22 protein-coding genes and 1 pseudogene are annotated in these 25,586 nt (G+C 65.0%); 9 read left to right on the forward strand and 14 right to left on the reverse strand.

The genetic code is table 11. From position 1 onward, the window contains the following. Position 1 precedes the first annotated feature (1 nt). Positions 2 to 883 carry a MoxR family ATPase gene (locus tag CH251_RS08965; RefSeq protein ID WP_037193103.1) on the reverse strand — a complete coding sequence of 294 codons (882 nt, stop codon included), beginning with the start codon at positions 881 to 883 and terminating at the stop codon, positions 2 to 4. 45 nt (positions 884 to 928) lie between these two features. After that, entirely contained in the window at positions 929 to 2,206 is a 1,278-nt protein-coding gene (locus tag CH251_RS08970; RefSeq protein WP_094612804.1) for a glutamate-5-semialdehyde dehydrogenase, read from the reverse strand. Positions 2,207 to 2,319: 113 nt separating this feature from the next. On the opposite strand from CH251_RS08970, the gene CH251_RS08975 reads away from it, so the two are divergent. Further along, positions 2,320 to 3,438: an NADH:flavin oxidoreductase/NADH oxidase gene (locus CH251_RS08975; protein WP_179273723.1), complete on the forward strand. Its 1,119-nt coding sequence runs from the start codon at positions 2,320 to 2,322 to the stop codon at positions 3,436 to 3,438. Positions 3,439 to 3,442: 4 nt separating this feature from the next. On the opposite strand, the gene CH251_RS08980 is transcribed toward CH251_RS08975, so the two are convergent. The 9 genes from CH251_RS08980 to CH251_RS09020 all read right to left on the reverse strand — a co-directional run bounded on the left by CH251_RS08980 (position 3,443) and on the right by CH251_RS09020 (position 16,173). Beyond that, positions 3,443 to 4,399, reverse strand: coding sequence for a D-2-hydroxyacid dehydrogenase (locus CH251_RS08980; RefSeq protein WP_094612805.1), 957 nt, complete (start codon positions 4,397 to 4,399; stop codon positions 3,443 to 3,445). A gap of 2 nt (positions 4,400 to 4,401) precedes the next feature. Then, complete coding sequence (locus CH251_RS08985; RefSeq protein WP_256978917.1) at positions 4,402 to 5,829, reverse strand: MFS transporter; 1,428 nt, start codon at positions 5,827 to 5,829, stop codon at positions 4,402 to 4,404. 114 nt (positions 5,830 to 5,943) lie between these two features. Further along, entirely contained in the window at positions 5,944 to 7,140 is a 1,197-nt protein-coding gene (locus CH251_RS08990) for a M20 family metallopeptidase (protein WP_094612806.1), read from the reverse strand. Next, positions 7,137 to 8,396, reverse strand: coding sequence for a PLP-dependent aminotransferase family protein (locus CH251_RS08995; protein ID WP_094612807.1), 1,260 nt, complete (start codon positions 8,394 to 8,396; stop codon positions 7,137 to 7,139). The genes CH251_RS08990 and CH251_RS08995 overlap by 4 nt, the downstream gene beginning before the upstream one ends. 2 nt (positions 8,397 to 8,398) lie before the next feature. Next, positions 8,399 to 9,577 (reverse strand): Xaa-Pro peptidase family protein, encoded by a 1,179-nt coding sequence (locus tag CH251_RS09000; protein WP_179273740.1) that lies wholly within the window; start codon positions 9,575 to 9,577, stop codon positions 8,399 to 8,401. A 223-nt stretch (positions 9,578 to 9,800) separates the two neighbouring features. Next, a complete protein-coding gene (locus CH251_RS09005; RefSeq protein ID WP_256978918.1) occupies positions 9,801 to 10,514 on the reverse strand; it encodes a GntR family transcriptional regulator in 714 nt (237 codons plus the stop codon). 15 nt (positions 10,515 to 10,529) lie between these two features. Then, a complete protein-coding gene (locus CH251_RS09010; RefSeq protein ID WP_094612808.1) occupies positions 10,530 to 12,002 on the reverse strand; it encodes an NAD-dependent succinate-semialdehyde dehydrogenase in 1,473 nt (490 codons plus the stop codon). Next, positions 11,999 to 14,911 carry an FAD-binding and (Fe-S)-binding domain-containing protein gene (locus CH251_RS09015; RefSeq protein ID WP_094612809.1) on the reverse strand — a complete coding sequence of 971 codons (2,913 nt, stop codon included), beginning with the start codon at positions 14,909 to 14,911 and terminating at the stop codon, positions 11,999 to 12,001. Before CH251_RS09015 ends, CH251_RS09010 begins: the two co-directional genes overlap by 4 nt. Further along, positions 14,908 to 16,173 carry an aspartate aminotransferase family protein gene (locus CH251_RS09020; RefSeq protein WP_094612810.1) on the reverse strand — a complete coding sequence of 422 codons (1,266 nt, stop codon included), beginning with the start codon at positions 16,171 to 16,173 and terminating at the stop codon, positions 14,908 to 14,910. Before CH251_RS09020 ends, CH251_RS09015 begins: the two co-directional genes overlap by 4 nt. A 94-nt stretch (positions 16,174 to 16,267) precedes the next feature. Here CH251_RS09020 and CH251_RS09025 point away from each other — a divergent pair, with 94 nt between their 5' ends. From CH251_RS09025 to CH251_RS09035, 3 genes are read left to right on the forward strand one after another with little or no spacing between them, the layout of a single operon-like run. Then, positions 16,268 to 17,140: a ribokinase gene (locus tag CH251_RS09025; RefSeq protein ID WP_256978919.1), complete on the forward strand. Its 873-nt coding sequence runs from the start codon at positions 16,268 to 16,270 to the stop codon at positions 17,138 to 17,140. Then, entirely contained in the window at positions 17,137 to 17,595 is a 459-nt protein-coding gene (locus CH251_RS09030; RefSeq protein ID WP_094612812.1) for a helix-turn-helix transcriptional regulator, read from the forward strand. Before CH251_RS09025 ends, CH251_RS09030 begins: the two co-directional genes overlap by 4 nt. A 9-nt stretch (positions 17,596 to 17,604) precedes the next feature. Continuing rightward, entirely contained in the window at positions 17,605 to 18,009 is a 405-nt protein-coding gene (locus CH251_RS09035; RefSeq protein ID WP_094612813.1) for a VOC family protein, read from the forward strand. 37 nt (positions 18,010 to 18,046) lie between these two features. Here CH251_RS09035 and crcB (CH251_RS09040) read toward each other — a convergent pair whose 3' ends face one another. Beyond that, positions 18,047 to 18,418 carry a fluoride efflux transporter CrcB gene (gene crcB / locus CH251_RS09040; RefSeq protein WP_094612814.1) on the reverse strand — a complete coding sequence of 124 codons (372 nt, stop codon included), beginning with the start codon at positions 18,416 to 18,418 and terminating at the stop codon, positions 18,047 to 18,049. After that, on the reverse strand, positions 18,415 to 18,834 hold the full coding sequence (gene crcB, locus CH251_RS09045; RefSeq protein WP_094612956.1) for a fluoride efflux transporter CrcB: 420 nt from the start codon (positions 18,832 to 18,834) through the stop codon (positions 18,415 to 18,417). Before crcB (CH251_RS09045) ends, crcB (CH251_RS09040) begins: the two co-directional genes overlap by 4 nt. A 107-nt stretch (positions 18,835 to 18,941) precedes the next feature. On the opposite strand from crcB (CH251_RS09045), the gene CH251_RS09050 reads away from it, so the two are divergent. The 5 genes and pseudogenes from CH251_RS09050 to CH251_RS09065 all read left to right on the forward strand — a co-directional run bounded on the left by CH251_RS09050 (position 18,942) and on the right by CH251_RS09065 (position 24,472). Beyond that, positions 18,942 to 21,059, forward strand: coding sequence for an ATP-dependent DNA helicase RecQ (locus CH251_RS09050; protein ID WP_094612815.1), 2,118 nt, complete (start codon positions 18,942 to 18,944; stop codon positions 21,057 to 21,059). Positions 21,060 to 21,235: 176 nt separating this feature from the next. Continuing rightward, positions 21,236 to 21,736 (forward strand): annotated as a pseudogene (gene ectA / locus CH251_RS27830) (diaminobutyrate acetyltransferase); the annotation flags it as partial. A 48-nt stretch (positions 21,737 to 21,784) separates the two neighbouring features. Further along, the gene (ectB, locus tag CH251_RS09055) at positions 21,785 to 23,062 is read left to right on the forward strand and encodes a diaminobutyrate--2-oxoglutarate transaminase (RefSeq protein WP_256978936.1); all 1,278 of its coding nucleotides are present in this window, start codon (positions 21,785 to 21,787) and stop codon (positions 23,060 to 23,062) included. A 41-nt stretch (positions 23,063 to 23,103) separates the two neighbouring features. Continuing rightward, a complete protein-coding gene (locus CH251_RS09060; protein ID WP_094612816.1) occupies positions 23,104 to 23,502 on the forward strand; it encodes an ectoine synthase in 399 nt (132 codons plus the stop codon). A 103-nt stretch (positions 23,503 to 23,605) separates the two neighbouring features. Next, on the forward strand, positions 23,606 to 24,472 hold the full coding sequence (locus CH251_RS09065) for a Sir2 family NAD-dependent protein deacetylase (protein ID WP_373454929.1): 867 nt from the start codon (positions 23,606 to 23,608) through the stop codon (positions 24,470 to 24,472). Here the strand turns inward: CH251_RS09065 and proB are convergent. Further along, entirely contained in the window at positions 24,445 to 25,584 is a 1,140-nt protein-coding gene (gene proB / locus CH251_RS09070) for a glutamate 5-kinase (protein WP_179273724.1), read from the reverse strand. The two genes, CH251_RS09065 and proB, sit on opposite strands and share 28 nt — an antisense overlap. Between the last annotated feature and the right edge of the window lie 2 nt (positions 25,585 to 25,586).

A 25,586-nucleotide genomic window follows, 5' to 3' on the forward strand; every position in this document is an offset into this window, starting at 1 on the left:
GTCAGTTGAGCCGCAGTTCGGCTGCCGCGCGGACCTGGTCCGACTGATGCTTGAGCACCACACCGAGAGTGGAGCGAACCGCATCGTCGTCGAGGGTGTCCATACCGAGCGCCAACAGAGTGCGTCCCCAGTCGATGGTCTCGGCCACCGAGGGCAACTTCTTGAGCTGCATCGCGCGCAGTACCCGCACGGTCTTGATCATCTGCTCGGCGATGGCCTCGGGCAGTTCGGGAACCCTGCTGGCGAGAATCCGACGCTCGAGGTCGGCATCGGGAAAATCGAGATGCAGGAACAAGCAGCGACGCTTCAGGGCCTCGGACAGTTCACGAGTGGCGTTGGAGGTGAGCACCACGAACGGCGTCCGCTCGGCCACGATCGTGCCGAGCTCGGGAATGGTGATCGCGAAGTCGCTGAGTACCTCGAGCAGCAGTCCTTCGATCTCGACGTCGGCCTTGTCGGTCTCGTCGATGAGCAGAACCGTGGGATCGGTACGGCGAATCGCCTGCAGAAGCGGCCGCGCCAGCAGGAACTCCTCGGAGAAGACATCCAGCTTGGTCGAGTCCCAATCGGCAGCGGTACCGGACTGGATGCGCAGGATCTGCTTGGCGTGGTTCCACTCGTACAGCGCGCGGGCCTCGTCGACACCCTCGTAGCACTGCAGCCGCACCAGTTCGGCCCCGGTCGTCTGCGCGACGGCACGGGCCAGTTCGGTCTTGCCGACTCCGGCCGGACCTTCGATCAGCAGCGGCTTGCCGAGGCGATCGGCGAGAAACACCGAGGTGGCGGTGGCCTTGTCGGCCAGATAGCCCGTCTCGGCCAGTCGCCTCTGGACGTCGTCCACGCTGGCGAACAGCGGGGGTGTCGTCGGTAGGGCACGGTCCATGTCACAGCTCCTGATGATCGGGTCTGGCCGGTACTGCGAGGGGTGTCAGTCTCGAACGTGTCCGTCGCCCCACACGGTCCACTTGGTCGAGGTCAATTCGGGCAATCCCATGGGTCCACGTGCGTGCAGCTTCTGCGTCGAGATGCCGATCTCGGCTCCGAAGCCGAACTGCTCGCCATCGGTGAACGCCGTGGACGCGTTCACCATCACCGCGGACGCGTCGACCCGCTGGGTGAACTCGCGCGCGGCACCGATGTCGGCGGCGACGATAGCCTCGGTGTGGCCGGTGCCGTATCGGTCGATGTGTTCGATCGCCTCGTCGATACCGCCGACGACCTTCAGCGCGATGTCGAGGGAGAGGTACTCCTGCGACCAGTCCTCGTCGTGCGCAGGCACGAGCCCGGGCAGGTCCCCGTGCACCGTGACGCTGTGCATCTGAAACGCCTGCAGCAACCGCGGCACCATGGTCTCGGCGATCGCAGCGTCCACCAACACGGTCTCGGCGGCGTTGCAGACGCTGACTCGACGGGTCTTGGCGTTGAGCACGATCTTCTCGGCCGTGTCCGGATCGGCAGAGGCGTGGATGTACACGTGGCAGTTTCCGACGCCGGTCTCGATGGTCGGAACCGTGGCGTCGCGCACGACCGCAGCGATCAGCCCGGCTCCACCGCGCGGAATCACCACGTCCACCAGACCACGCGCCTGAATGAGGTGGGTGACCGTGGCACGGTCGGCACTTCCCAGAAGTTGCACCGCAGCCTCGGGCAGACCGTGGCCGCGCAACGCTCCCTGCAGTGCCTCCACCAATGCCGCGTTGGACTGTGCCGCCGACGACGAACCGCGGAGCAGCACCGCGTTGCCGGACTTGAACGCGAGACCGAACGCGTCGACGGTGACGTTGGGCCGAGCCTCGTAGACCATGCCCACCACGCCGAGCGGAACTCGCAGTTGCCGAATCTCGAGCCCGTTGGGCAGCGTCGAACCGCGGATCACCTCACCGATCGGATCGGGCAACCCGGCCACCTGCCGCAGCCCTGCCGCGATGCCGTCGATGCGCGACGCCGTCAGTCGCAGACGGTCCAGCAGCCCGTCGTCGGTACCGGCCGCTCGCGCGTTCTCGATGTCCACTGCATTCGCGGCGAGTACCGAGTTTGCCGCAGCAACGACCGCGTCGGCCGCGGCATGCAGCACCGCATCCTTCTCCGCAGTCGTCAGCAGTGCGAGCGCGCGTGATGCGCCGCGCGCCCGGCGCGCTGCGGCGTGCACGTTCTCTCGCTCGTCGGCAGTCGTGGTCACCGGTTCGGCCGAGACGGAAGCTGTCATGAACTACACACTAATAGGGGCCGGGAATGAAGCTGCATCGCCGCGTCGTTGCAGCACAGCGTGAAGATCGTCGACTCACCGTCGGCGCTGCCCGAAGACCGGAGGAACCACCTGTGAGTGCCTTGTTCGAGCCACTGACCCTGCGTGACGTCACCTTTCCCAACCGGGTATGGATGGCACCGATGTGCCAGTACTCGGCCGACGAGGTGGGCGACGACGTCGGCGTCGCGGGCGACTGGCATCGCACCCACCTGGTGAGCCGCGCGGTCGGCGGGGCAGGCCTGATCATCACCGAGGCCACCGCAGTCAGCCCGGAGGGTCGCATCAGCCCGTCGGACCTGGGGATCTGGAACGACACCCAGGCAGATGCATTGGCGAAGATCGTCGCCGAGATCTCGTCCTTCGGAAGCGTTCCTGGCATCCAGCTGGCACACGCGGGCCGCAAGGGTTCCACAGCTGCTCCCTGGCTCGGCGGCAAGTCGCTGCCCGCCAACGATCCCCGTAGCTGGGAGACCGTCGGTCCGAGCGCGCTCGCCTTCGGTGACTACGCGACGCCCCGCGAGGCAACAGCTGCCGACATCGCGAAAATCGTCGACGACTTTCGCTCTGCGGCACAGCGCGCACTGAAGGCCGGATTCCAGGTAGCCGAAATCCACGGTGCGCACGGATACCTGTTGCACCAGTTCCTGTCGCCTGCGAGCAACACCCGCACCGACGCCTACGGCGGAGACTTCGCGGGCCGTATCCGGCTACTGCTCGAGGTGGTCGACGCGGTCCGTGAGGTGTGGCCCGCCGAGCTTCCTGTGTTCGTCCGTCTGTCGGCGACGGACTGGCTCGACGAGCCCGAGAACAACGAGGGTGCGGCCGACGTGGAGGCCCCGAGCTGGACCTCTGATCAGACTGTCGCGTTGTCGCAGATCCTCACCGAACACGGGGTGGATCTGGTCGATACCTCCACCGGAGGAAACGTGCACGCCAAGATTCCGGTCGGTCCCGGCTACCAGGTTCCGTTCGCACGGCGAATTCAGAACGAGACCACGATGCCCGCTGCCGCGGTCGGCATGATCACCGAACCCAAGCAGGCGGAGGACATCGTCTCGCTGGGCGAGGCGACGGCAGTGCTGCTGGCGCGCGAGCTACTGCGTGATCCGTACTGGCCACGGCGCGCTGCCCGCGAACTCGGTGTGGAGATGACTCCGGCCGTGGCACCGCAGTACGAGCGGGCCTACTGAGGTCTCACACCACAAAGCCGAGCTTCTTGTCCACGACATTGAGCAGGGGTTCGGCCCGGAAGTATCGACCTGCGTTGTCGGCGAACACCTCTGCGAGTCGCTGCTTCCACCCCGATGCGTCGCCGCTCATGTGCGGAGTGAGAATCACGTTCTCGGCCGTCCACAACGGATGGTCGGCCGAGAGCGGCTCGGTCTCGAACACGTCCAGCGCGGCACCCGTGATGTGTCCGCTGCCGAGATGCATCAGCAGTGCCTCGGTATCGAGCAACTCACCGCGGCCCACGTTGATCACCCGCGCGCCGGACTTCATCGCGGCCAACACGGAATCGTCGACCAGACCCCTCGTCTGTTCGGTCAGCGGGGCAACCAGAACCAGGTAGTCGGCCCGCCCTACTTCGTCCACCAGATCATCACTGGCGTACACGGTGCCGAAGTCTCCGTCGCCGTCTCGCGCTGTTCGACCCACGCCGGAGACCGACATTCCCACAGCACTCAGCAGAGTCGCGATGGCACGACCGATCGCTCCGGTGCCCACGATCATCGCGTGGGCACCGTCGATACGTTCGGTCTCACGGTGTTGCCAGATCTTCGAATGCTGCAATGCACGTGAACGTTCGGAGTCCTTGGCGAACGCGAGGATCTGAGCCAGCACGAACTCCGCGATCGGTCGATCGAAGACGCCACGCGAATTGGTCACGACCACATCGGATTCCACCAACTCGTCGAACATCAACGAGTCCACGCCGGCAGCGGCGATATGGATCCACTTCAGCGAACCGCAGCGCGGCCACGCGGATTCGACTGCAGGCGAGAAGAAATCCCACAGCAGCAACGCGTCGGCACCGTCGACCGCATCCGCCAGGGTGTCGGCCGTGGCGTATCTGACGTCGGCGGCCTCCGCGACGGACTCGAGTCCGTCGGGAAGATCGCCGGCGTGCAGAACGACGAGAACCGGTGCCACTTCTACTTCTTGTAGCCGACGAGCTCGACGCCGGACGCAGCGACCTCGTCGTCGTTGTCACCGGGGCACTGGGTTCCGCGCAGTGATCGCCCTGCCGTCTCGGGCATCAACAGGATCGGCACGAACGCGATCGCAGCAGCGATCATCATGTACCAACCCGGAATCAGGTTGGAACCCGTTCGGTCGATCAGGAACGTCAGAATCAGCGGTGCTGTACCACCGAAGAGCGCCGTCGAGACGTTGTATCCGATGGCGAACGCTCCGTAGCGCACCTGGGTGGGGAACAGTGCGGGCAGTGTCGACGACACGCAGGAGCACATGATGACCAGCAATACTCCGAGGCCGAGGAGGCCAATGCTCTGGCCGATCAGTCCGGTGTTGATGATCAGCAGGAACAGCGGAACGCTGAGCACGAAGTACCCGACGCAGGCGGCCAGCAGCAACGGCTTTCGGCCCACCCGGTCGGACAGAGCGCCGATCGGGTTGATGATCAACATCATGATGATCATGATCGCCACGAGGGTGAAGTTGGACTGAGTCGTGCTGTGCCCCAACGTGTCGCTCAGGTACGAGGGCAAGAACGTCAGCACCGTGTAGTACGCGATATTGAGTAGCAGCACGAACCCCATCAGAATCAGAATCCGCTGCCAGTACGTCATGGTGGCCTTGAGCGAGGTGACGGCACCGCCTGCACCCTCTTCGACCGTGCCGCCGTCTTCTTTCGCTTCGGCGAACACCGGTGAATCCTCGAGCCGGGTCCGCAACCACAGCGCAACGATGCCCAACGGGAGCGTCACCAGGAACGGGATTCTCCAGCCCCAGGCCTCCATGGTCTCGTCGCCGAGCCCGACGTTGAGCAGGGTGCACAGGGTGGCACCGCCCACCGTGCCTGCGAGGGTGCCGAATTCGAGGAACGATCCGAAGAATCCGCGCCGCTTGTCGGGCGCGTACTCGGCCATGAACACAGCTGCACCACCGTACTCACCACCGGTGGAGAAGCCCTGCACCAAACGGCAGACGAGCAGCAGCAACGGTGCGGCGATGCCGATGGTGTCGAATGTCGGCAGCACACCGATCGCCGCCGTGGCCAACGTCATCATCGAGACGGTCAGTACGAGGACCTTCTGACGACCGATGCGATCGCCGAGTGGGCCGAGCACGATGCCACCGATGGGACGAATGATGAACGACGCGGCCAGCACGGCGAAGGTGGAGAGCAGGCTCGCTCCCCCGTCCTCGGACGGGAAGAAATTGGCGGCGATGTAGACGGCGAGATAGCCGTACACCGCGTAGTCGAACCACTCGACTGCGTTGCCGAGTGCCGATCCACCGATGGCGCGGTGGAGAATCTTGGTCTCGTCCGGGCTCAGGATATCGGTACTGGGGGGATATCCGGTCGGCGATGCTGCCGACCCTGATTTTTCGGTCACGGTCGAAATACCTCTCGCTTTTGTGGACAAAGTGGAGCGTCGGTGTGGTACTTCGCAGCGTTCGACATTACGGCGATGCCGAACAAACGTTTCGGCCAACCCCCTCGTGCAGCGCTAAAGTCCTGGTAGTGCAGCAATTCTGGTGGCGATCAACGCGTACGCCCTTGCGCTGTCGGTCAATTGCCGCACGGCAACGGACTCGTCCGGCCGATGTGCTTGCTTTTCGATCTCCCCCGGACCGAGCACGACGGTGGGTATTCCCATCTGCTGTGCCACAAAACCACCATCGCACGATGCGGTCCAGATGTCAGTGGAACGGCCAAATCCGTTGTCGATAACCGATTGCACTGCGGTAGTGACCAATCCGTTGTTCACGCTGGTCAGAAAGCCCGGCATCTCCATTGCGATACCGATCTCGACATCGATACCGGACCCGGTGAGTTCCGCAGATTCGATGCGGGATCGCAGATCTCCTACGACTCCGGCGGCGCTCTCGCCCGGTAACAGACGGCGGTCGACGGTGACGACACACCGGTCGGCGACCATCGAGGTGCCCGTACCTCCCGCTATCGTCCCCACATTCCAGGTGGCCGGCCCCAGTTCGGGGTCGGGGTTCGCGTCCAGTTCGGCCTGGGAGCCCTCGATGATCCCGATGATGCGTGCTGCAGCAGAGATGGCGTTGGCTCCGTTGCGCGGCTGCCCCGCATGCGCGGAACGGCCCCGAACCTCGATCTCCAGGTTCGCCGCTCCTCTGCAGCCGTAGATGGTGACCAGATCCGTAGGCTCCGCCACCACGCAACAGCTGTACGTGCGGTGCTGCGGTTCGGCGACGAAAGCTCGGATACCGAGTCCGGTGTCCTCCTCGTCGACCAGGCACGCCAACGTCATGGGGTGCTCGTCCGCGAGACCGGAACGCAGGACAGCGGCCATGGCCGCCACCACCGCGGCCAGGCCGCCTTTCATGTCGCAGGACCCGCGGCCGACGATGCGACCGTCCTGAACCACGGCGGAAAAGGGATCGGTGGTCCAGCCCGTACCAGCGGGGACCACATCGGAGTGGCCCACGAACAACACCCCTGGCCGCTCGTCGGATCCGATGGACACGATGACGTTGGGCCGACCCGGAGCCACCTCGACGGTACGAACGTCGAATCCCACTGCGCGACAGTGCTCGGCGAGCACTTTCGCAGTCTTCTCCTCCGTGTCGCCGGGGTTCTCGCCGCCGGCGTCGATCAATGCTGCCGTCAGCGAGACGATCTCGTGCTCGTCGATCGAATCGAGCAGAGCGCGTTCGGTATTCGAGACGGTCATCGGGTGGGGTCGGAGGCGAGCAGGTGCTTGGACTTCTCCACTGCGACGGCAAGCCTTCTGATTCCCTCCTCGATGCGTTCGGGTGTCGACGAGGCGAAGCACAACCGCAACGAATCGTGGAACTTTCCGCCCACCGACAACGCCGGCCCCGGTATGTAGGCCACGCCCTCGGCCAGTGCCGTCTCGAACAGGTCCTGCGTAGAGAAGTCGACATCGTTGCCGCGCAACGTCGCCCAGAGAAAGAAACCCCCCTCGGGATCCGTGGTCGACATCGAGTCGCCGAAGTGCTGGGCGATACTGTTCTGCATCGCAATCTTGCGGGGGAGGTACACCGAGGCCAACGATCGGAGATGCTCGTCGAGCAGGCCGCGCCGGATGTACTCGGCCACCATCCGCTGGCCGGGCAGGTTGGTGCACGTGTCCATGGCCTGTTTGGCGTTGACGATCAGCTGCCGAGCCTCGGGGGCGGCGTCCACCCACCCCACTCGCAGGCCGGGAGCGATCATCTTGGAGAAGGTCCGTACCGAGAAGATCAACGGGTCGTTCGGACTGAGCGTGCCGAAACTGGGAATCGGATCACCCGAGAAGCGGAGCAGGCCATAGGGATCGTCGTCGAGAATCACCGAACCCCAGCGATGTGCCAGTTCGATCAACAGCTTTCGGCGTTCGAGCGACATGGTCACGCCGGACGGGTTCTGGAAGTTGGGGATCACGTAGATCATCTTGGGCAGGCGACCCGCGCGCTCGACGAGCTCGGGCAAGGCCTCGACGATGAGACCGTCACTGTCCATCGGGGCCTCGAGGATGTCCCCCCCGTAGCTGAGCACGGTGGCGGTTCCGTTGGTGTACGTGGGACTTTCGACGATCACCAGGTCGCCCGGATCGACGAACAACTTGCAGGCGATGTCGAGACCCTGCATTCCGCCTGAGGTGATCACCACCCGGTCCTCGGACGTGGGTTCGCCCACCGAGTCGAGGTAGGAGAGCAACGCGTCGAGCAGGCCCGGATCACCCTCGGTGGCACCGTAATCGAACGCGTCCGCGGTGAGGACGCTGCCGGCGATCTCGGTGAACGCAGCGGCCGGAACCGTCTCGGCTGCAGGCGATCCCATGGCGAATCGAACGATGTCGTGCTTCTGTGCAGCGAGAAGTGATGTCGACGAGTCGATCACCGATCCCACCAGCTTGTCGGTCCGTAGCGCCCAGGGAATGGCGGGAGTGAAGCCTGCGGAACGACCTCGAGTAGATGCGGTCATGCTCACTCCTTCGTCAGTAGTTCTCGGGGGTATGCGGTGAAGGTTTCGAGTCCGTTCTCGGTGACCCGAACGGCCTCGGATACCTCGTATCCGTAGTCGTCCATCCACATTCCGCCGATGATGTGGAACGTCATGTTCTCGGCGAGTACCGTGTCGTCGTCGGTCCGCAGACTCACGGTGCGCTCCCCCCAGTCGGGTGCGTAGGCGATGCCGATCGAGTAGCCGATGCGCGACGGCTTGTGCAGTCCGTGCTTGGCCAGGCTCGCGTTCCATACCTGTGCGAGGTCGGTGGCGGTGACGCCTGCCCGCACGGTCGCGAGCACGTCGTTCAGTGCTTCTCCGGTGGACTTGGCGAGGTAATCCATACGCTTGCTTGGTTTTCCGAGCACGATCGTCCGAGCCATCGGGATGTGGTAGCGCCGAAACACTCCGGCCAGTTCGACGACGGTGGTCTCGCCGCGGACGAAGGGTTGATGCGACCAGGTCAGATGAGGGGTGTCGGCTCCGGCCCCGGTGGGCAGCATCGGCACGATGGCTGGATGATCGCCGCCGAAGTCCGCAGTGCCCCGCACCTGTGCGTTCATGATGGCCGCGGCCGCGTCGCATTGCCGCTCACCCACCGAGATTGCCTGGTAGGCAGCCGACATCGCCGATTCACACACCTGTGCAGCACCGCGCATCAGGGCAATCTCCGCGGGCGACTTGACCACTCGCACCCAGTTGATGAGCTCGTAGGAGTCGGTGAATCGGTATTCGGGCAGCGACTTCACCAGTGCCTCGAATGCCTTGGGACTGAAGTAGTACGAGTCCATCTCCAGACCCACCTGGCCGTGCTCGAAGTTGTTCACCAGCCCCAGTTCGCGCAGTTTCGCGGCGACCCAGACGAATGGGTGAGTGTCCTTGCGCTGCACGAACGTTTCCGGGTAGCCGAACGTCCGATCCTGCGGCAGCCACGACGTGCGAAACGCGCCGTTGGCGTCCATTTCGCGGGCGAAGAAATACATGTCGCCCTCGAGCGGGACGTACAGCATCTGCGGAGTGTAGAACGAGAGCGCGTTGTAGCCGAGCAGGTAGTAGAGGTTCGCGGGATCGGTGACGATGAGCGCCGTGAGGTTCTGCGCTGCCATCCGCTCTCGGACGGCAGCGAGCCGGGCGGCGTATTCCTCGTCCGTGAAGGTGATCGGCGTGCTGTTCGGAACATCGGGGTACCGAGCCAGGCCGGGAGCGGCCCGTCCTGCGGTTTCGTTGGGTCCGAGTGCGGTGACGTAGGCGGCGTCGGGTGAGTCGTTCACGGGCACCCCCTTCAAAGAAGTCGATTTAGTAGATTGTTGACAATCAGGCTAAGCGCTGGTGTGAGAGGTTCGCAAGACTTCGGATGTAAATGCTGTGTTGCGCGTCCGGCGACTATCCGGGAGTGGCCAGCGCCGAGTGTTCGGCCTGCTCCTCGACCATGGCGCGGGTCAGGTCGTGGATAGCCGTGTCCATGTGCTCGTGTACGCCCTTTTCCAGTGCGTCCCAGTCCGAACCGAGCAACAAGTCGACGATCAGCTGGTGTTCCTCCACCAACGCCTCGGGTCGGTAGTACGCAGTTTCGAGGTTGGCCATGCAGATTCGCGCCTCCGCGGCGAGCGTGGCGTACATCCGCGACATCCGGCTGTTACGCGTCGCCGCGACCAGGGCGGTGTGAAACGCCAGATCTCGTTCGGCGAGACCTCGCCAGTCCGCCCGATCGATGAACGGCTGCATCTGCATCACGATGGCCGAGAGCTCGTCGGCAGCAGTGACCAATCGTGCGCGATCCCCGTGCACCAGGGTCCACGCGGCACCGACCTCGATCGCCGCGCGGGATTCGTAGATCTCGGTGACATCCTCACTGCTCAGTTCGACGACGAACACGCCTCGATTCCGGTAGCTGACGAGCAGCCCCTCCTGATTGAGGCGCTGCAGCGCCTCTCGCACCGGTCCCCGCGAGATCTCCAGTTCTGCGGCGACGTTGGCCTCGTTGATCTGTTCCCCGGGGGCGTACGACCCGTCGATGATGCGGTCGCGAATCTGGTCGGCAATGACCATCGACGTGTTGCGTGCGTCGATGGGCGTCAGTCGTCTCGAACTGGGCATGATCGAAAACCTCTCTCAGCCTCGGGGAATGGCGAAGTATTTGTACTCCAGAAACTCGTCTATGCCGACCTTTCCGCCCTCGCGGCCGAGTCCGGACTGTTTGACGCCACCGAACGGCGCAGCCGGATTGGACACCAGACCCGTGTTGAGGCCGACCATGCCCACCTCGAGGCGTTCCCCCATCCGCAGAGCCCGGTCGATGTCCTGGGTGAAGACGTATCCGACGAGTCCCCACTCGGTGTCGTTCGCGAGTGCGATCACCTCGTCCTCGGTGTCGAACGGGACGATTGCTGCCACCGGTCCGAAGATTTCCTGTGACATCAGATCCGACGCCGCATCGACGTCCGTGAGAACGGTCGGTGGGTAGAAGTAGCCGGGTCCGTCCGGAGCCGCTCCCCCGACGATCGCACGTGCGCCGCGCCCGAGGGCGTCGTCGACGAGTGTCTGCACCTTGGTGCGGCCCGCGCCGTCGATCAGCGGACCCACCTCGGTTCCGGGCGCACTACCGGCCCCCACCGACAATGCACCCATGCGCTCGGCGAGCTTGTCCGCGAACTGCGCTGTGACACTGCGATGTACGAAGAATCGGTTGGCGGCGGTGCATGCCTCACCCATGTTGCGCATCTTGGCGACCATGGCACCGTCCACGGCACGTGCGAGATCTGCGTCGTCCATGACGATGAAGGGTGCGTTGCCGCCGAGCTCCATCGAGGTACGCATCACCGTCGACGCAGCTTGTTCGAGCAGAATCTTGCCCACCGCAGTCGATCCGGTGAAGCTGATCTTGCGGGCCGCACCGCTGCTCATCCACGAGCCCACGACTCCCGACGCGTCGGTGGTGGTCACGACGTTGACCACTCCCGCCGGAACGCCCGCGTCGTGCAGGATTCCGGCCAGAGCCAGCGCTGTCAGCGGAGTTTGCTCCGCCGGCTTGAACACCACGGTGCATCCTGCCGCCAGCGCCGGGCCGATCTTGCGAGTTCCCATGGCCAACGGGAAGTTCCACGGAGTGACGAGAATGCACGGTCCCACCGGTGCGCGGGTGACCACGATGCGGTTCTTACCGTCTCCGGTGAGGGTGTGATCGCCCGAGATGCGCACCGCCTCCTCGGAGAACCAGCGAAAGAACTCGGCTCCGTACGCCACCTCACCCCGCGCATCGGCCAGTGGTTTTCCCATTTCCGCGGTGATGATCGCAGCGAGCTCCTCCGAGCGCGCCATGATCAATTCGTACGCTCTGCGGAGGATTTCGCTGCGTGCGCGCGGCGGCGTCGCGGCCCAGTCGGCGGCGGCGTCGACCGCTGCGGCCATGGCGTTCTCGGCATCGTCGATGCTGCCGTCGGCGACTTTGGCGATGACCTCGCCGCTCGCGGGATCGACGACATCGAACCGAGCATCGGACGCTGCGGCCGTCCACGCGCCTGCGATGAACAGTTCGGTCGGAGCCGTGATGGTGGGCCGAGTGAGGCTGGTCGAACTGGCGGTCATGGCCGCGGTCCTTTCGTAGAACGTGGATCGAGTATCTGCGCCAGGTGTACGGACGCGTCACTCGTCAGATCACCGGTGAGTTGACGCACCTGCATGTGGCAGGAGAATCCGTCGGTCAGAATCGGGGTGTCCGGCTCGGCGTCACGCAGTGCCGGCGCGAGGGCCTGCTCGGCCACCGCCATGCTCAGCTCGTAGTGCCGAGACTCGAAGCCGAAATTGCCTGCCACACCGCAACATCCGGTGGCCTCCCGTACTGCGTCGATACCGATGGCGGCCAACGCCGTGCGCTGGGTGGCGTTGCCGAACACCGCGTATTCGTGGCAATGGGTCTGTACGGTCACCGAAGCGGGAACCTCGGCCGCAGGCACCCACCCGGCGGCGGCCTGATCGATCACCGCTCCCGCGAAACTCTGCACTCGCGCCGCGACCCGTCTCGCGGCCGCGGTGGGAACCAGCTCCGGCATGTCCTTGCGGAATGCCGCCGCGCAGCTCGGTTCGGTGACGACGATGGGTCGGTCGGTGCCGTCGTCCAGTGCTGCAACGGCTTTCGTGAGGTGCGTGCGGGCGGCCTTCAGCTGACCCGTCGAAATCCAGGTCAGACCACAGCACACGTCGGTCCGGCATTCGGTGCTGCGACCCGAGTCCTCGAGCACGCGCTGCGCCGCACCCGCGACCTCGGGGCGAAAGCCCTGGGTGAACGTGTCGACGACCAACACGACGTCCGCGTCGCGGCCGCCGCCGATACGGACCTCTCGCGCCAGTTCTTTCGCCGATGCGAAGCGAGGCAACGGCCGCTCGGTGGTCAGCCCACCGAGCCGAGCCGCCAGTGCCGCGATGCGCGGGGTGAGCAGACGGTTGAGCAGCGGTGCCGTTCGCTGCGTCACCTTCAGCCAGCGGGGCAACCAACCCAACGAATAGTGCGAGAGCGGCCGCAGTCGCCCCGCGTAGTGATGATCGAGAAACTCGGACTTGTACGTCGCCATGTCCACTCCGACCGGACAATCCGACGAACAGGCCTTGCAGGACAGACACAGATCGAGCGATTCGGCCACGTCCTTCGAGGCCCACCCGTCGGCAACGGTCGGCGAACTGCGCACCATCTCCTGCAGCACTCGTGCCCGACCCCGCGTCGAATCCTTCTCGTCGCCCGTGGCGCGGAAACTGGGGCACATGACGCCTCCCGACGCGGTGCGACACTTACCGACGCCGACACACGACTGGGTTGCGTGCACGAACGGATCCAGATCTGCCCGCGTCCCGATCTGGTGCAGATCGAACGTCGTCTTCCACTCTCGCTGCGGGATGCCCTGCAGCATCAGGTTGTCCATCATCGGCTCCGGATCGGTTATCGATCCCGGGTTGAGAATGCCGCTGGGGTCCCAGATGCGCTTGAATCGCGCGAACGCGTCGAGCATGCGGGGCGAGTACATCACCGGCAGCAGTTCCGACCGAGCCCTGCCGTCGCCGTGCTCGCCGGACAGGCTGCCGCCGTGCTTGACGACCACCCGAGCAGCAGCGCGCAGGAAGTCGTACATCACCCGTCGTCCGGCGTCGGTGCGCTGATCGAATGTGATGCGCACGTGCATGCAGCCGGCACCGAAGTGTCCGTACATCACGCCGGTCAGATCGTGTTCGGCCAGAAGCACGTTGAGGTCGGCGAGATAGGCGGACAGGTTCTCGGGTGCGACGGCGGCGTCCTCCCAGCCACCCCAGGACTCGGCTCCGCTGGCCAGGCGGGTCGCCAGACCGGCGCCGTCCTCACGTACTCGCCACAGCGCTGTTCGATCGGCCGGGTCGGTGACGATGCGGCCCTCCTTGACGCGGCCGAGTAGACCGAGAGCCTCGACCAGACGGGCGGCCTTGTTCTCCACCTCGGCGGTATCGGCTCCGTCGAGGTCGACGTAGAGCCAGGCGTTTCCCGCAGGCAGACCGCGGACGGAGTCCGGTCCGCGCCGGTACTCCATGGTCTGGGCGATGTTGTCGTCGATACCCTCCACCGCGGCAGGCGAGAACTCGAGAATGGCCATCACGTCCGCTGCAGCAGCCACCACGTCGTCGTAGCCGAGGCAGAGCAACAGTGCGGCCTGCGGTACGGGCACGACGGCGACGGTGACCGAGACGATCACCGCGCACGTGCCCTCGCTTCCGACGAGTGCACGAGCGACGTCGAATCCGTTCTCGGGCAGCAGATGCGACAGGTGAAATCCGGAAACCTGTCTCGGTATGCGACCCAGCTCGACTCTGAAGAGCGCGAGGTTGTCGGCCGCCAGCGACTGCAGCTCGCGCGAGATACGTTGGGCCTCATCGGTTGCCGCCGCATCCTCCGAATGCACTGCCGCCACACCGCTACGGGTCACCCGGAGTAGGTGCCCGCCGGCAGTCACCACGTCCATGGCCACCGTGTGGTCCGCTGTTCGACCGTAGCGAACCGAGTGGTTACCGCACGCGTCGTTGCCGACCGCCCCGCCGACCGTCGCGCGTGTCTTGCTGGACGGGTCGGGTGCGAACGTGAATGCTCCAGCAGTGCGTGCCACCAGCTCTCGCTGCAACTCCGAGATCACGATTCCCGGTTCCACCACCGCCGTTCGCGAGTCGGTGTCCACCGAGATCACGCGATTCATGTGGCGAGAGAAATCGAGCACGATTCCGCGGCCGATCGCGTTGCCCGCCATGGACGTTCCGCCGCCGCGGCCGATGACTGCGATTCCGGCAGCGGCGCACAGCGACACCACGGTGGACACGTCGTCGGCGCTGCGCGGAAAGACCACAGCGGCAGGCGGAATTCGGTAGTTCGAGGCGTCGTAGGAATACTCGGCGAGCCGCCGATCCGAGTCGTCGATCTCAATACCCAGTTCGCGCACTTCCTGCACGAGTGCGGAAACCGGGGATCGAACGGAAGCAGCCGTCACAGCACGTTCTTCAGCGTGCGCGACAACGCGTCGAGGCCCTGCCGCATCTCGTCGTCGCTCACGATCAGCGCCGGGATGATCCGAACCACGTTGCCGAGCGCGCCACAGGTGAGCAGCAACAACCCCTCGTCGATCGCACCCTGTTGCACGCGCAGGGCGGCCCCAGCATCGGGATTGCCTGCACTGTCGACGAATTCGAGTGCCTGCATCAAGCCGAGTCCACGTGCATCACCGATGGCAGAGTGCTCGGACTTCAGTGCGAGCAGGCCGTCGAGCAGAACTCGGCCCTGCGCGGCAGCGTTGGCGACCAGACCTTCCTCACGCACGACGTCGAGCGTCGCAACACCCGCCGCAGCGGCGACGGCATTGCCGCCGTACGTGCCGCCCTGCGAACCGGGCCATGCCTTGCCCATCAACTCGGTCGATGCCGCGATCGCCGAGATGGGAAATCCACTGGCCAGACCTTTTGCGGTGATGACGATGTCGGGCGTGATCGTCGAATGCTGGTGGCCCCAGAACTTTCCGGTGCGTCCCACGCCCGCTTGCACCTCGTCGACGATGAGGACGATCCCGTGGGTGTCCGCGCGTTCGCGGAGTCCCTCGAGGAACTCCGGAGGCGTGGGCAGATAACCACCGTCACCGAGTACCGGCTCGATGATGAACGCAGCGGTGTCGGCGGGGCTCGACATCGTCATCAGCAGGTAGTCGAGTTCCTTCAACGCGAAGGCGACGGCGGTGTCCATGTCCCAGCCGTATCGGAACGCGTACGGGAACGGCGCGATGTGCACACCGCCCATGATCGGTGAGAATCCGGACCGAAACTTGGTGCCCGCGGTGGTCAACGACGCGGCCGCCACCGTGCGTCCGTGGAACCCTCCGTGGAACGCGATGATGTTGGGCCGTCCGGTCGCCATGCGCGCCAACCGAATCGATGCCTCGACGGCCTCGGAGCCGGAGTTGGCGTAGAAGACGCTGTCGAGACCGGGCGGTAGCACCTCGCCGAGCTTGTCGGTCAGCGCCAGCAGCGGCTGATGCATGACTGTCGTGTACTGAGCGTGGATGATCTTGCCCACCTGCTCGCGGGCGGCCTCGACCACGCGGGGATGGCAGTGCCCGGTGCTGGTGACGCCGATACCGGTGGTGAAGTCGAGGTACTTGCGCCCGTCCGTGCCGATGATCCAGCTGCCCTTTCCGTGATCGACGACGATCGGGGTCGCCTGCTTGAGTGCCGGGCTGAGGTGGGTGCGAATCGACGCTGTCATGGCTGCCATCGTCACCCACCGAATTAGGATTGTCAACAATCTGCAATTGGCAGTTCAGGGACGGGTGCATCCGCCCGAGCGATACAGTTCGTCGGTGCCCGCTTCGAACCCTCGCATCGCCGTGCTCGGCAGCATCAACATGGATCTGATCACCCGGGCACCGTCCCTGCCCGAACCCGGCGAAACCGTGCTGGGCACATCGTTCACCACCTCGCCGGGCGGCAAGGGCTCCAATCAGGCCATCGCCGCCGCCAAAGCCGGCGTTCCTGTGTCGTTCATCGGAGCGGTCGGAGACGACGAGTTCGGGGAGACACTGCGCCGGACCCTGTCGAGCGCGGGAGTCGACGACCGCGCGCTGCGCACCACAGCAGGTTCGAGCGGCATCGCCGCCATCACCGTCGACGATCACGCCGAGAACAACATCGTCGTGGTTCCCGGGGCCAACGAACGCGTTCGCGACCTCACCGACGACGACCTGACCGTCATCTCCGACGCCGACATTCTCCTGTGTCAGTTGGAGATTCCCCTCGCCACCGTGGTGACCGCATTCGAGTACGCACGCTCTCGCGGTGTGGTGACGATGCTGAACCCGTCACCGGTTCAGGATCTGCCCGACGCGCTGGTGGCGGCCACCGACGTGCTCGTGGTCAACGAAGCCGAGGAAAGCCGACTCGGAAACCGGCTGAACGAGGTGACGCACGTGATCACCACACTCGGTGCCCGAGGCGCTCGGTACCGCGGCTCGGAATCGTTCGAGGTCCCTGCTCCGCGCGTCGACGCCGTCGACACCACCGGGGCCGGCGACGCATTCGCCGGAGCACTGGCTGCGTCCTGGTTCGACGGCCCGCGCAAGGCAGTCGAATGGGCCTGCGTTGCAGGATCTTTCGCCGCGACGAGGCCGGGTGCGAGCACGTCCTCGGGTACTCGCGAGGACATCGACGCAATGCGAGATGCGGCCACTGGATGAACACCCCCGACCTCGACGAACTCCGACGTCTGCGCCGCGCGCGCGACCGAATGGATCGCGAATTCGCCGAGCCACTCGACGTCCCCACTCTGGCCCGCACGGCACTGATGTCCACCGCCCATTTCAGCCGCCGCTTCCGCGAGGCCTACGGCGAGACGCCCTACGCACATCTGATGACTCGCCGGATCGAACGCGCCAAGGCCCTGCTGCGGCGCGGCGATGTGACCGTCACCGAGGCATGCTTCGCAGTGGGCTGTACCAGTCTCGGATCGTTCAGTTCGCGGTTCACCGAGATCGTCGGCGAGACACCGAGCGCGTACCGCGCCCGCGACCACCGTGACAGCCAGGCGGTGCCCACGTGCACGGCCATGATTCTGGGTCGGCCGATGCGGGGTGCCGTTGCCGTCACCGAACCGAGCAGAATCGAAGAAGCATCGACGGCCGGTGCGTCCTAGCCTTTCCCCATGACACTTTCACTGAGCCATGTACACGTCTACACCGACGACCCCGATGCCTCTCTGACGTTCTACCGCGACGCTCTGGGACTCGAGGTCAAGAGCGAAGTCGAGGGCGACGGCTACCGCTGGATCACGCTGTCCCCCAACGATCAACCCGAGATCGAGATCGTGTTGTCGCAGCCCCACGCGGGCCGCTCGCAGGAACTCGGCGATCAGATCGCGGGCCTGCTCGCCAAGGGTGAGCTGCCGGGCCTGCTGTTTCGTGCCACCGACCTCGACGCGGCCTTCGAGAGAATTCGCACGGCAGGCACCGTCGAGATTCTGCAGGAACCGACAAGTCAGCCGTGGGGTGTGCGCGACGCGGCATTCCGTGATCCCGCCGGAAACATGGTGCGCGTCAGTCAGGCGTGAGTGGAGCCCGCGGAACGAACCATCATGGTTTCCGACCTCACATCGACGCGAGAGCCAGACCACCGCCGCATGCCAGTACGGACGCCAGCAGCGAGACGATCGCGTTGACGGCGGCATCCCGGCGACGCCCTTGCTGTAGCAACCGCACGGTCTCGACACTCGCAGTGCTGAACGTGGTGTACCCGCCGCAGAACCCGGTGCCGATGACGGCTTGGATGTCGGTCGAGCCGGCTCGGAACATCACCCATCCGGCCAGCACCCCCAGCAGGAACGACCCGGACACATTGATGCCTACTGTCGCCCAGGGAAAGCTCGTCCGCGCCGCGAGACGTGACTTCACTTCCGCATCGACGACGAAGCGAACGACTGCCCCCAGCCCGCCTGCCGCCGCAATCCACAGCGCGATCATCGAACCACTCTGCCTGCCAGTGCGATTCCGGCCCAGGCGGCAAGTATGCCGAGAATCACGCTGACCACTGCGTAAGCGACGGCCAGCCCGGTGAAGCCACTCCGGAACCCTTCCACCGTCTCGAGGGCGAAGGTGCTGTACGTGGTGAACGCGCCGCAGAACCCGGTACCTCCCAGCAACCTCAGCCTGCGTCGAACTCCCGCATCGGGTCCACCGCGAACCAGCGACTCGAGCAGAAGGCCGAGCACGAATGCACCGGCGATGTTGATCCCGAAGGTTGCTGTCGGCCACTGCGATGCCGAATGCGGGAGCTGCTCCTCGAGCACGTAGCGCACTGCTGTGCCCGCCGTTCCGCCGACGAACACCACTGCCAGTGCCCACAGGTGACGGTGCACGGGTCCCTGGTCGGCCGGCATCGAATCGGAATCGGGGTCGACCACCGCTGATCCTTTCGGGCTGAACGGTCCGACCGTTTCCGACCGGCCCGCGCTTGATGTCGGATGCCTACTGCACGATGGAGCCTATGACAACGACCACGGAGCCCACGACCGGGAACTTGCGCGAGAGCGCCGAGGAATTGTTGCGCGAGCTCGCCGGCCCCGATGCGGTGCTGCGCGAAGACCAGTGGACGGCCATCGAGGCCCTCGTCGTACATCGGCGGCGGGCGCTGGTGGTGCAACGGACCGGTTGGGGCAAGTCGGCGGTCTACTTCATCGCAGCGAAGCTGCTGCGCGCGCAGGGCCTGGGTCCGACGGTCATCGTCTCTCCTTTGTTGGCGCTGATGCGCAACCAGGTTGCCTCCGCGGAGCGGGCGGGCGTCCGCGCCGCCACCATCAACTCCGGCAACATGACCGAATGGGACGACATTCATCAGCAGGTCAACTCCGGTGAACTCGACGTGCTGCTGGTCAGTCCGGAGCGATTGAACAATCCCGATTTCCGCGATCAGGTACTGCCGTCCCTGGCCGGGGACGCGGGCCTCGTCGTGGTCGACGAAGCTCACTGCGTCTCCGATTGGGGCCACGATTTTCGACCCGACTACCGACGAATCAGAACTCTGATCGCCGAGTTGCGCGACGGTATCCCTGTGCTCGCGACCACGGCCACGGCGAACGACCGCGTGGTGGACGACGTCGCGGCGCAGTTGGGTGTAGGCGGCGGAGACACACTCGTCCTGCGCGGCGGGCTCGCGCGCGACTCTCTGCGCATGGCCGTGGTGAAGATCGACAACGCGACCGAACGGGCGGCGTGGCTCGGCGATCACCTGAAGACGCTGCCCGGTTCGGGAATCATCTACACCCTGACGGTGTCGGCGGCCAAGGACCTGGCGGCGCTGCTGACCGATCAGGGGCATGTCGTGGCGTCGTACACCGGTCAGACGGACCCGACCGAACGCGAGTCGCTCGAAGGTGACCTGCTGGCGAACCGAGTCAAGGCCCTGGTCGCCACGTCCGCGCTCGGTATGGGCTTCGACAAGCCCGACCTCGGTTTCGTCGTGCACATGGGGGCACCGTCGTCTCCGATCTCGTACTACCAGCAGGTCGGGCGTGCCGGTCGCGCCACGGAACGAGCCGATGTGGTGCTGCTTCCCGGCCACGAAGATCGGCAGATCTGGAGCTACTTCGCCTCGGTCGCCTTCCCCCGCGAACATCTGGTGCGGCAGGTCATAGAGGCTTTGAACACCGAGAAGGCTCAGTCGACGCAGGCACTGGAGCCGTTGGTCGAGCTGAACCGCAGCAGGCTCGAGATGGTCCTCAAGGTCCTCGATGTCGACGGCGCGGTCAGACGCGTTCGTGGCGGCTGGATGGCGACCGGGGAGCAATGGACGTACGACGCGTCCCGCTACGAGCGTCTCGAACAGGCCAGGGACCGCGAACAGCAAGCCATGATCGACTACCAGAACACCGACGGCTGCCGGATGGAGTTCCTGCGGAGACAGCTCGACGACCCGGACCTGGGCGCACCCGGTAGCGAGTCCGACCGATGCGGGCGGTGCGACAACTGCACGGGTGAGCACCTGTCGGCATCGGTGGATGCGGCCTCGGTCGACTCGGCGAGGGCACGTCTGGATCGGCCGGGCATCGACCTGCAGCCGAGAAAGCAGTGGCCAAGCGGTATGAAGAAGCTCGGTGTCTCGCTCTCGGGCAAGATCGCCGACCCACACGAACCCGGGCGCGTACTGGGCCGGCTCACCGATCTGGGCTGGGGCAGCCGACTACGTGCCCTGCTCGATGCGCCAGACGCTCCGGCCACCGATGCACTGGAGAAGGCGTGCATCACCGTGCTCGCCAACTGGGATTGGAAGCAGCGGCCCACCGCCGTTCTGGCTCTCGACTCCCCTACCCACCCGCTCCTGGTGCGGTCGATCGCCGCGCGATTGGCATCGGTCGGAAAATTGCAGGATCTCGGGGTGATGCAGGTCAGGGCCGGTCATCCACCCGTGTCGGCTGCCAATTCGGCGTTTCGGGTCGCCGGGCTGGTGGACTCGTGGGACGTTCCGGACGTATCGTCCGTGACAGGGCCGATTCTGTTGATCGATCTCGTCACCGACACGGGGTGGACGTTCACCTGTGCGGCGTCGGCTTTGGTGGCAGCGGGCGCTTCGGCGGTGTTGCCGTTCGCCCTTGCGACACCGAAATAACGACCGATCGAAATTGCATGGTTTGAATTCTGCGGTGCTGGGTACAGCCAGCTGGGTCAGGAATGTGTGACCACCATCACAATCGGCGGTTAACCTGGGGAAGCATGTCCGTTTCGGGGGTCGATCTGCGGACTCACTCGATAAGCCTCGGCGACCTTGTTACGTTTGTATTTCCCATGAAGCCCGCATTGCTGAGAAGTACCCCAGTCACTGCGCCGGACGCAGTGAAGTTTCGTAAGCCACAGATCTCCGACGGAGTCCGGCTCTGGGAGATCGCAAGAGATTCGCGAGTTCTGGATCTCAATTCCAGCTACTCGTACGTGTTGTGGTGCCGTGATTTCGCGGCCACCACCGTCGTATCCGACATCGACGGCCGCGCAGTCGGTTTCGTCACCGGATACATCCGCCAGGACGCCCCCCGCACACTGTTCGTGTGGCAGGTCGCCGTGGATGCGGACCAGCGTGGCAAGGGACTTGCCGGTCGCATGCTGATGGAGCTGCTCGACCGCCTCGAGCCACAGGGCATCACGCATCTCGAAACAACGATCAGCCCGGACAACGAAGCGTCCATCGCAACCTTCACGAGCCTCGCACGTAAGCGAGGCACCGACATCGTCAGGTCGGATTTGTTCGCGCCCAACGATTTCCCTGATAGCCACGAAGCCGAGGAGCTCTACACCGTAGGCCCCGACGCATCGCGGAATTACGAGAGGAACAAGCAGAACATGACCGAAAAGAACACCGTCACAACAGAGAAGCCCGATGTTTTCGAGACCGTCGAGTCCGGCGTGCGGAGCTACAGCCGCCAGTGGCCCGCCGTGTTCTCCACCGCGAAGAACTCGGTGATCACCGACGAGGACGGCAACGACTACCTCGACTTCTTCGGTGGCGCAGGCGCACTCAACTACGGCCACAACAACGACATGATCAAGAGCGCGTTGGTGGACTACATCACCAGCGACGGCATCACGCACGGACTCGACATGTCCACCGTTGCCAAGCGCGAGTTCCTCGAGTCGTTCAAGAAGAACATCCTCGATCCCCGCGGCCTGGACTACAAGGTTCAGTTCCCCGGACCGACGGGCACCAACACCGTCGAGGCGGCACTGAAGTTGGCCCGCAAGGTCACCGGCCGCGAGGCGATCATCAACTTCACCAACGCATTCCACGGCATGACACTCGGCGCGCTGTCGGTCACCGGCAACTCGATGAAGCGAGCTGGCGCCGGAATTCCGTTGGTGCACACCACTCCGATGCCGTACGACAACTACTTCGGCGGCGTCACCGAGGACTTCCAGTGGTTCGAGCGCGTGCTCGACGACTCGGGCAGCGGGTTCAACCGCCCGGCCGCAGTGATCGTGGAAACCATCCAGGGTGAGGGCGGCATCAACGTCGCGCGCCCCGAGTGGCTGCGCGCGTTGGCAGAACTGTGCTCGCGACGCGAGATCCTGCTGATCGTCGACGACGTCCAGATGGGCTGCGGTCGCACCGGTCAGTTCTTCTCGTTCGAGGAAGCCGGCATCACCCCGGACATCGTCACGCTGTCCAAGTCCATCGGCGGCTACGGCATGCCGTTGGCACTGACCCTGTTCAAGCCCGAACTGGACGTGTGGTCGCCGGGCGAGCACAACGGCACTTTCCGCGGCTTCAATCCGTCGTTCGTCACGGCGAAGGCAGCCATCGACCACTACTGGGCCGATGACACCTTCGAGAAGGAGATCCTCGCCAAGGGCGAGCACATCCAGGATCGCTTCATCAAGCTCTGCGCAAAGTTCGACGGCATCTCCACTCGCGGCCGCGGCATGGTCCAGGCTCTGGTGTTCGACGACGCCGAGTTGGCCGGCAAGGTGTCGCAGCTGTGCTACGACGAGCATCTGCTCGTCGAGACGGCAGGACCGAAGGACGAGGTCGTCAAGCTGCTCCCACCGTTGACCACGACGATGGACGAGCTGGACCGCGGTCTGGACGTCATCGAGAGCGCCGTCGCCAAGGTGCTTTCCTGACCGTCAGTCCCGCAAGAACCGACATCGAAGGAGGACATCGCATGATCGTTCGCACCACCCAGGAGATCACCGGAACCGATCGCGACATCGAGAGCGAAGACGGCAACTGGCGCAGCAAGAGGATCATCCTCGGCGGCGACAAGGTCGGATTCTCGTTCCACGAGACCACGATTCAGGCCGGCACGGTGAACAACTTCCATTACGCCAACCACGTCGAGGCCGTCTGGCTCATCGAGGGCGAGGGAACGCTCACCGACCGCGAGACCGGAGAAACCTACGAGCTCGCAGCGGGGTCGATGTACCTGCTCAACGGGCACGAGCGCCACACCGTCGAGCCGCGCACCCAGATGCGCATGCTGTGCGTGTTCAATCCCCCGGTCGTCGGCAACGAGACACACGACGAGAACGGCGTGTACCCCCTCGTCGAGGTGCCCGCGTAACACCCGCACGTTCCTCACGGCCCGCACCGATGCCTCCGCGTCGGTGCGGGCCGTCGGCGTCGGTACGGTGCTCATCCGGCGACGGATCGCTATCCTGGACGAAGTGAAGACATCCCCTGTGTCCGCGGCACTGTACGAGCAGCTGACGTCTCTGCTCGACGGCAGGACGGTCACCGTCGTCAGCGGCGCAGGCATGTCCACCGATTCCGGTATTCCCGATTACCGCGGTCCTCAGTCACCGCCGCGCAACCCGATGACGTTCCAACAGTTCATCGGTGACGCCGAATTTCGTCGGCACTACTGGGCCCGCAACCACGTCGGGTGGCGACACATGGACGCCGCGGTGCCCAACGACGGCCACCGAGCACTCGCCCGACTCGAACGGGCAGGCGTCGTCACCGGCATCATCACCCAGAACGTCGACATGCTGCACACCAAGGCTGGCAGCCGCAACGTCATCGACCTGCACGGCGTCTATGCCCGAGTTCGCTGCCTGAACTGCGAGCGATTGATCTCGCGTTTCGAGCTGGCCCGGCGACTCGATCGTGCCAATCCCGGCTTTCTCGAATCGGTTGCACCCGCGGACGGAGTCGAGATCGCCCCCGATGCCGATGCGATCATCTCCTCGACCGCACACTTCAGAATGGTCGACTGCGAATCATGTTCCGGCATACTCAAACCCGACATCGTCTACTTCGGTGAGAGCGTCCCCAAACCGCGCGTCGCCGAGGCATACGATCTGGTCGACCGAAGCGACGCGCTGTTGGTGCTCGGATCCTCGCTGACCGTGATGTCGGGCCTGCGGTTCGTCAGGCACGCGTCCAAGACTTCCAAGCCCATCGTCATCGTCAACCGCGGTACCACCCGCGGCGACGAATTCGCTTCTCTCACAGTGCATGCCGGTTGCTCGGAGGTAGCGACCGCGCTGGCCGACGACGTCGATCAGGCGGGAACCAGATCGTCGGCATGAACCACCGGGCGCTGTAGCTCCGCAGCCAACTCCCCTGTCGACCGCCCGAGCATCCCGACCAGCTCCCCCGAGTCGTACGCGACGACCCCGCGTGCCACCAGGACGCCGCCCTGGTCGACCAACGAGACCACGTCGCCGCCGTGGAAAGATCCCGTCACCGACGTGATACCAGCGGACAACAACGACCGTCGCCGCTCCACCACCGCACGCACGGCCCCCGCGTCGAGGTGCAATTCTCCTGCAGCATCGGCGGCGTGACGGACCCAGAACTTGCGAGCCGACAGCCGCGTCGGCCGAGCAGCGAAGGCGGTGCCCACCTCGGACGTCGTCAGTGCGTGTGCGGCATCGGATGCCGCAGCCAGCAGCACCGGAACACCGGCATCGGCCGCGAGACGCGCAGCGGACAGCTTGGACGCCATTCCGCCGGTGCCCAGCGCTCCGCCCGAACCGGCGACGACGCCGTCGAGATCCTCGGGGCTGGTCACCTCCGGGATCAGTGTGGCCTTGCCCTTGCGGGGATCACCGTCGTACAACCCGTCCACGTCCGAGAGCAGGAACAATGCGTCCGCTCCGACGAGGTGGGCGACCAGAGCAGCCAGGCGATCGTTGTCGCCGAACCTGATCTCCGCGGTGGCGACCGTGTCGTTCTCGTTGACGATGGCCACAGCACCGAGTGAGCGCAGTCGATCCAGGGTGCGCTGAGCATTGCGATGGTTGGTTCGCCGCGCGATGTCCTCGGCAGTGAGCAGAACCTGCCCCACCGTGCGCCCGTACCGGTGGAACGACGAGCTCCACGCATTGACCAGAGCGAGCTGACCGACGCTCGCAGCAGCCTGTTTGGTCGCCAAATCTCGCGGACGCTTGGTCAGGCCCAGCGGTGCCATCCCTGCGCCGATCGCGCCGGAGGACACGACCACCACGTCCGTCCCGCTGCGCATCCGAGATTCGATGGCGTCGGCGAGCAGATCGAGTCGGCCCAGATCGAGACCGGTATCGAGGCTCGTGAGAGCCGAGGAACCGATCTTGACCACGATGCGCTTGGCATCGGCGATCGTGCGACGGGTATCGGTGAGAGCCTCTGCGAGCGAATCGGATTCACGCACCGCCACCACGG

Source organism: Rhodococcus sp. 06-462-5 (genome assembly GCF_002258315.1).
GTDB lineage: Bacteria > Actinomycetota > Actinomycetes > Mycobacteriales > Mycobacteriaceae > Rhodococcoides.

Excerpts from the sequence above, each read along its gene's own strand:
- CH251_RS08965 (WP_037193103.1), bottom strand. The coding sequence starts at position 883 with ATGGACCGTGCCCTACCGACGACACCCCCGCTGTTCGCCAGCGTGGAC.
- CH251_RS08970 (WP_094612804.1), bottom strand. The coding sequence starts at position 2,206 with ATGACAGCTTCCGTCTCGGCCGAACCGGTGACCACGACTGCCGACGAG.
- CH251_RS08990 (WP_094612806.1), bottom strand. The coding sequence starts at position 7,140 with ATGACCGTCTCGAATACCGAACGCGCTCTGCTCGATTCGATCGACGAG.
- CH251_RS08995 (WP_094612807.1), bottom strand. The coding sequence starts at position 8,396 with ATGACCGCATCTACTCGAGGTCGTTCCGCAGGCTTCACTCCCGCCATT.
- CH251_RS09005 (WP_256978918.1), bottom strand. The coding sequence starts at position 10,514 with ATGCCCAGTTCGAGACGACTGACGCCCATCGACGCACGCAACACGTCG.
- CH251_RS09010 (WP_094612808.1), bottom strand. The coding sequence starts at position 12,002 with ATGACCGCCAGTTCGACCAGCCTCACTCGGCCCACCATCACGGCTCCG.
- CH251_RS09020 (WP_094612810.1), bottom strand. The coding sequence starts at position 16,173 with ATGACAGCGTCGATTCGCACCCACCTCAGCCCGGCACTCAAGCAGGCG.
- CH251_RS09030 (WP_094612812.1), top strand. The coding sequence starts at position 17,137 with ATGAACACCCCCGACCTCGACGAACTCCGACGTCTGCGCCGCGCGCGC.
- CH251_RS09035 (WP_094612813.1), top strand. The coding sequence starts at position 17,605 with ATGACACTTTCACTGAGCCATGTACACGTCTACACCGACGACCCCGAT.
- crcB (WP_094612814.1), bottom strand. The coding sequence starts at position 18,418 with ATGATCGCGCTGTGGATTGCGGCGGCAGGCGGGCTGGGGGCAGTCGTT.
- crcB (WP_094612956.1), bottom strand. The coding sequence starts at position 18,834 with ATGCCGGCCGACCAGGGACCCGTGCACCGTCACCTGTGGGCACTGGCA.
- CH251_RS09050 (WP_094612815.1), top strand. The coding sequence starts at position 18,942 with ATGACAACGACCACGGAGCCCACGACCGGGAACTTGCGCGAGAGCGCC.
- ectB (WP_256978936.1), top strand. The coding sequence starts at position 21,785 with ATGACCGAAAAGAACACCGTCACAACAGAGAAGCCCGATGTTTTCGAG.
- CH251_RS09060 (WP_094612816.1), top strand. The coding sequence starts at position 23,104 with ATGATCGTTCGCACCACCCAGGAGATCACCGGAACCGATCGCGACATC.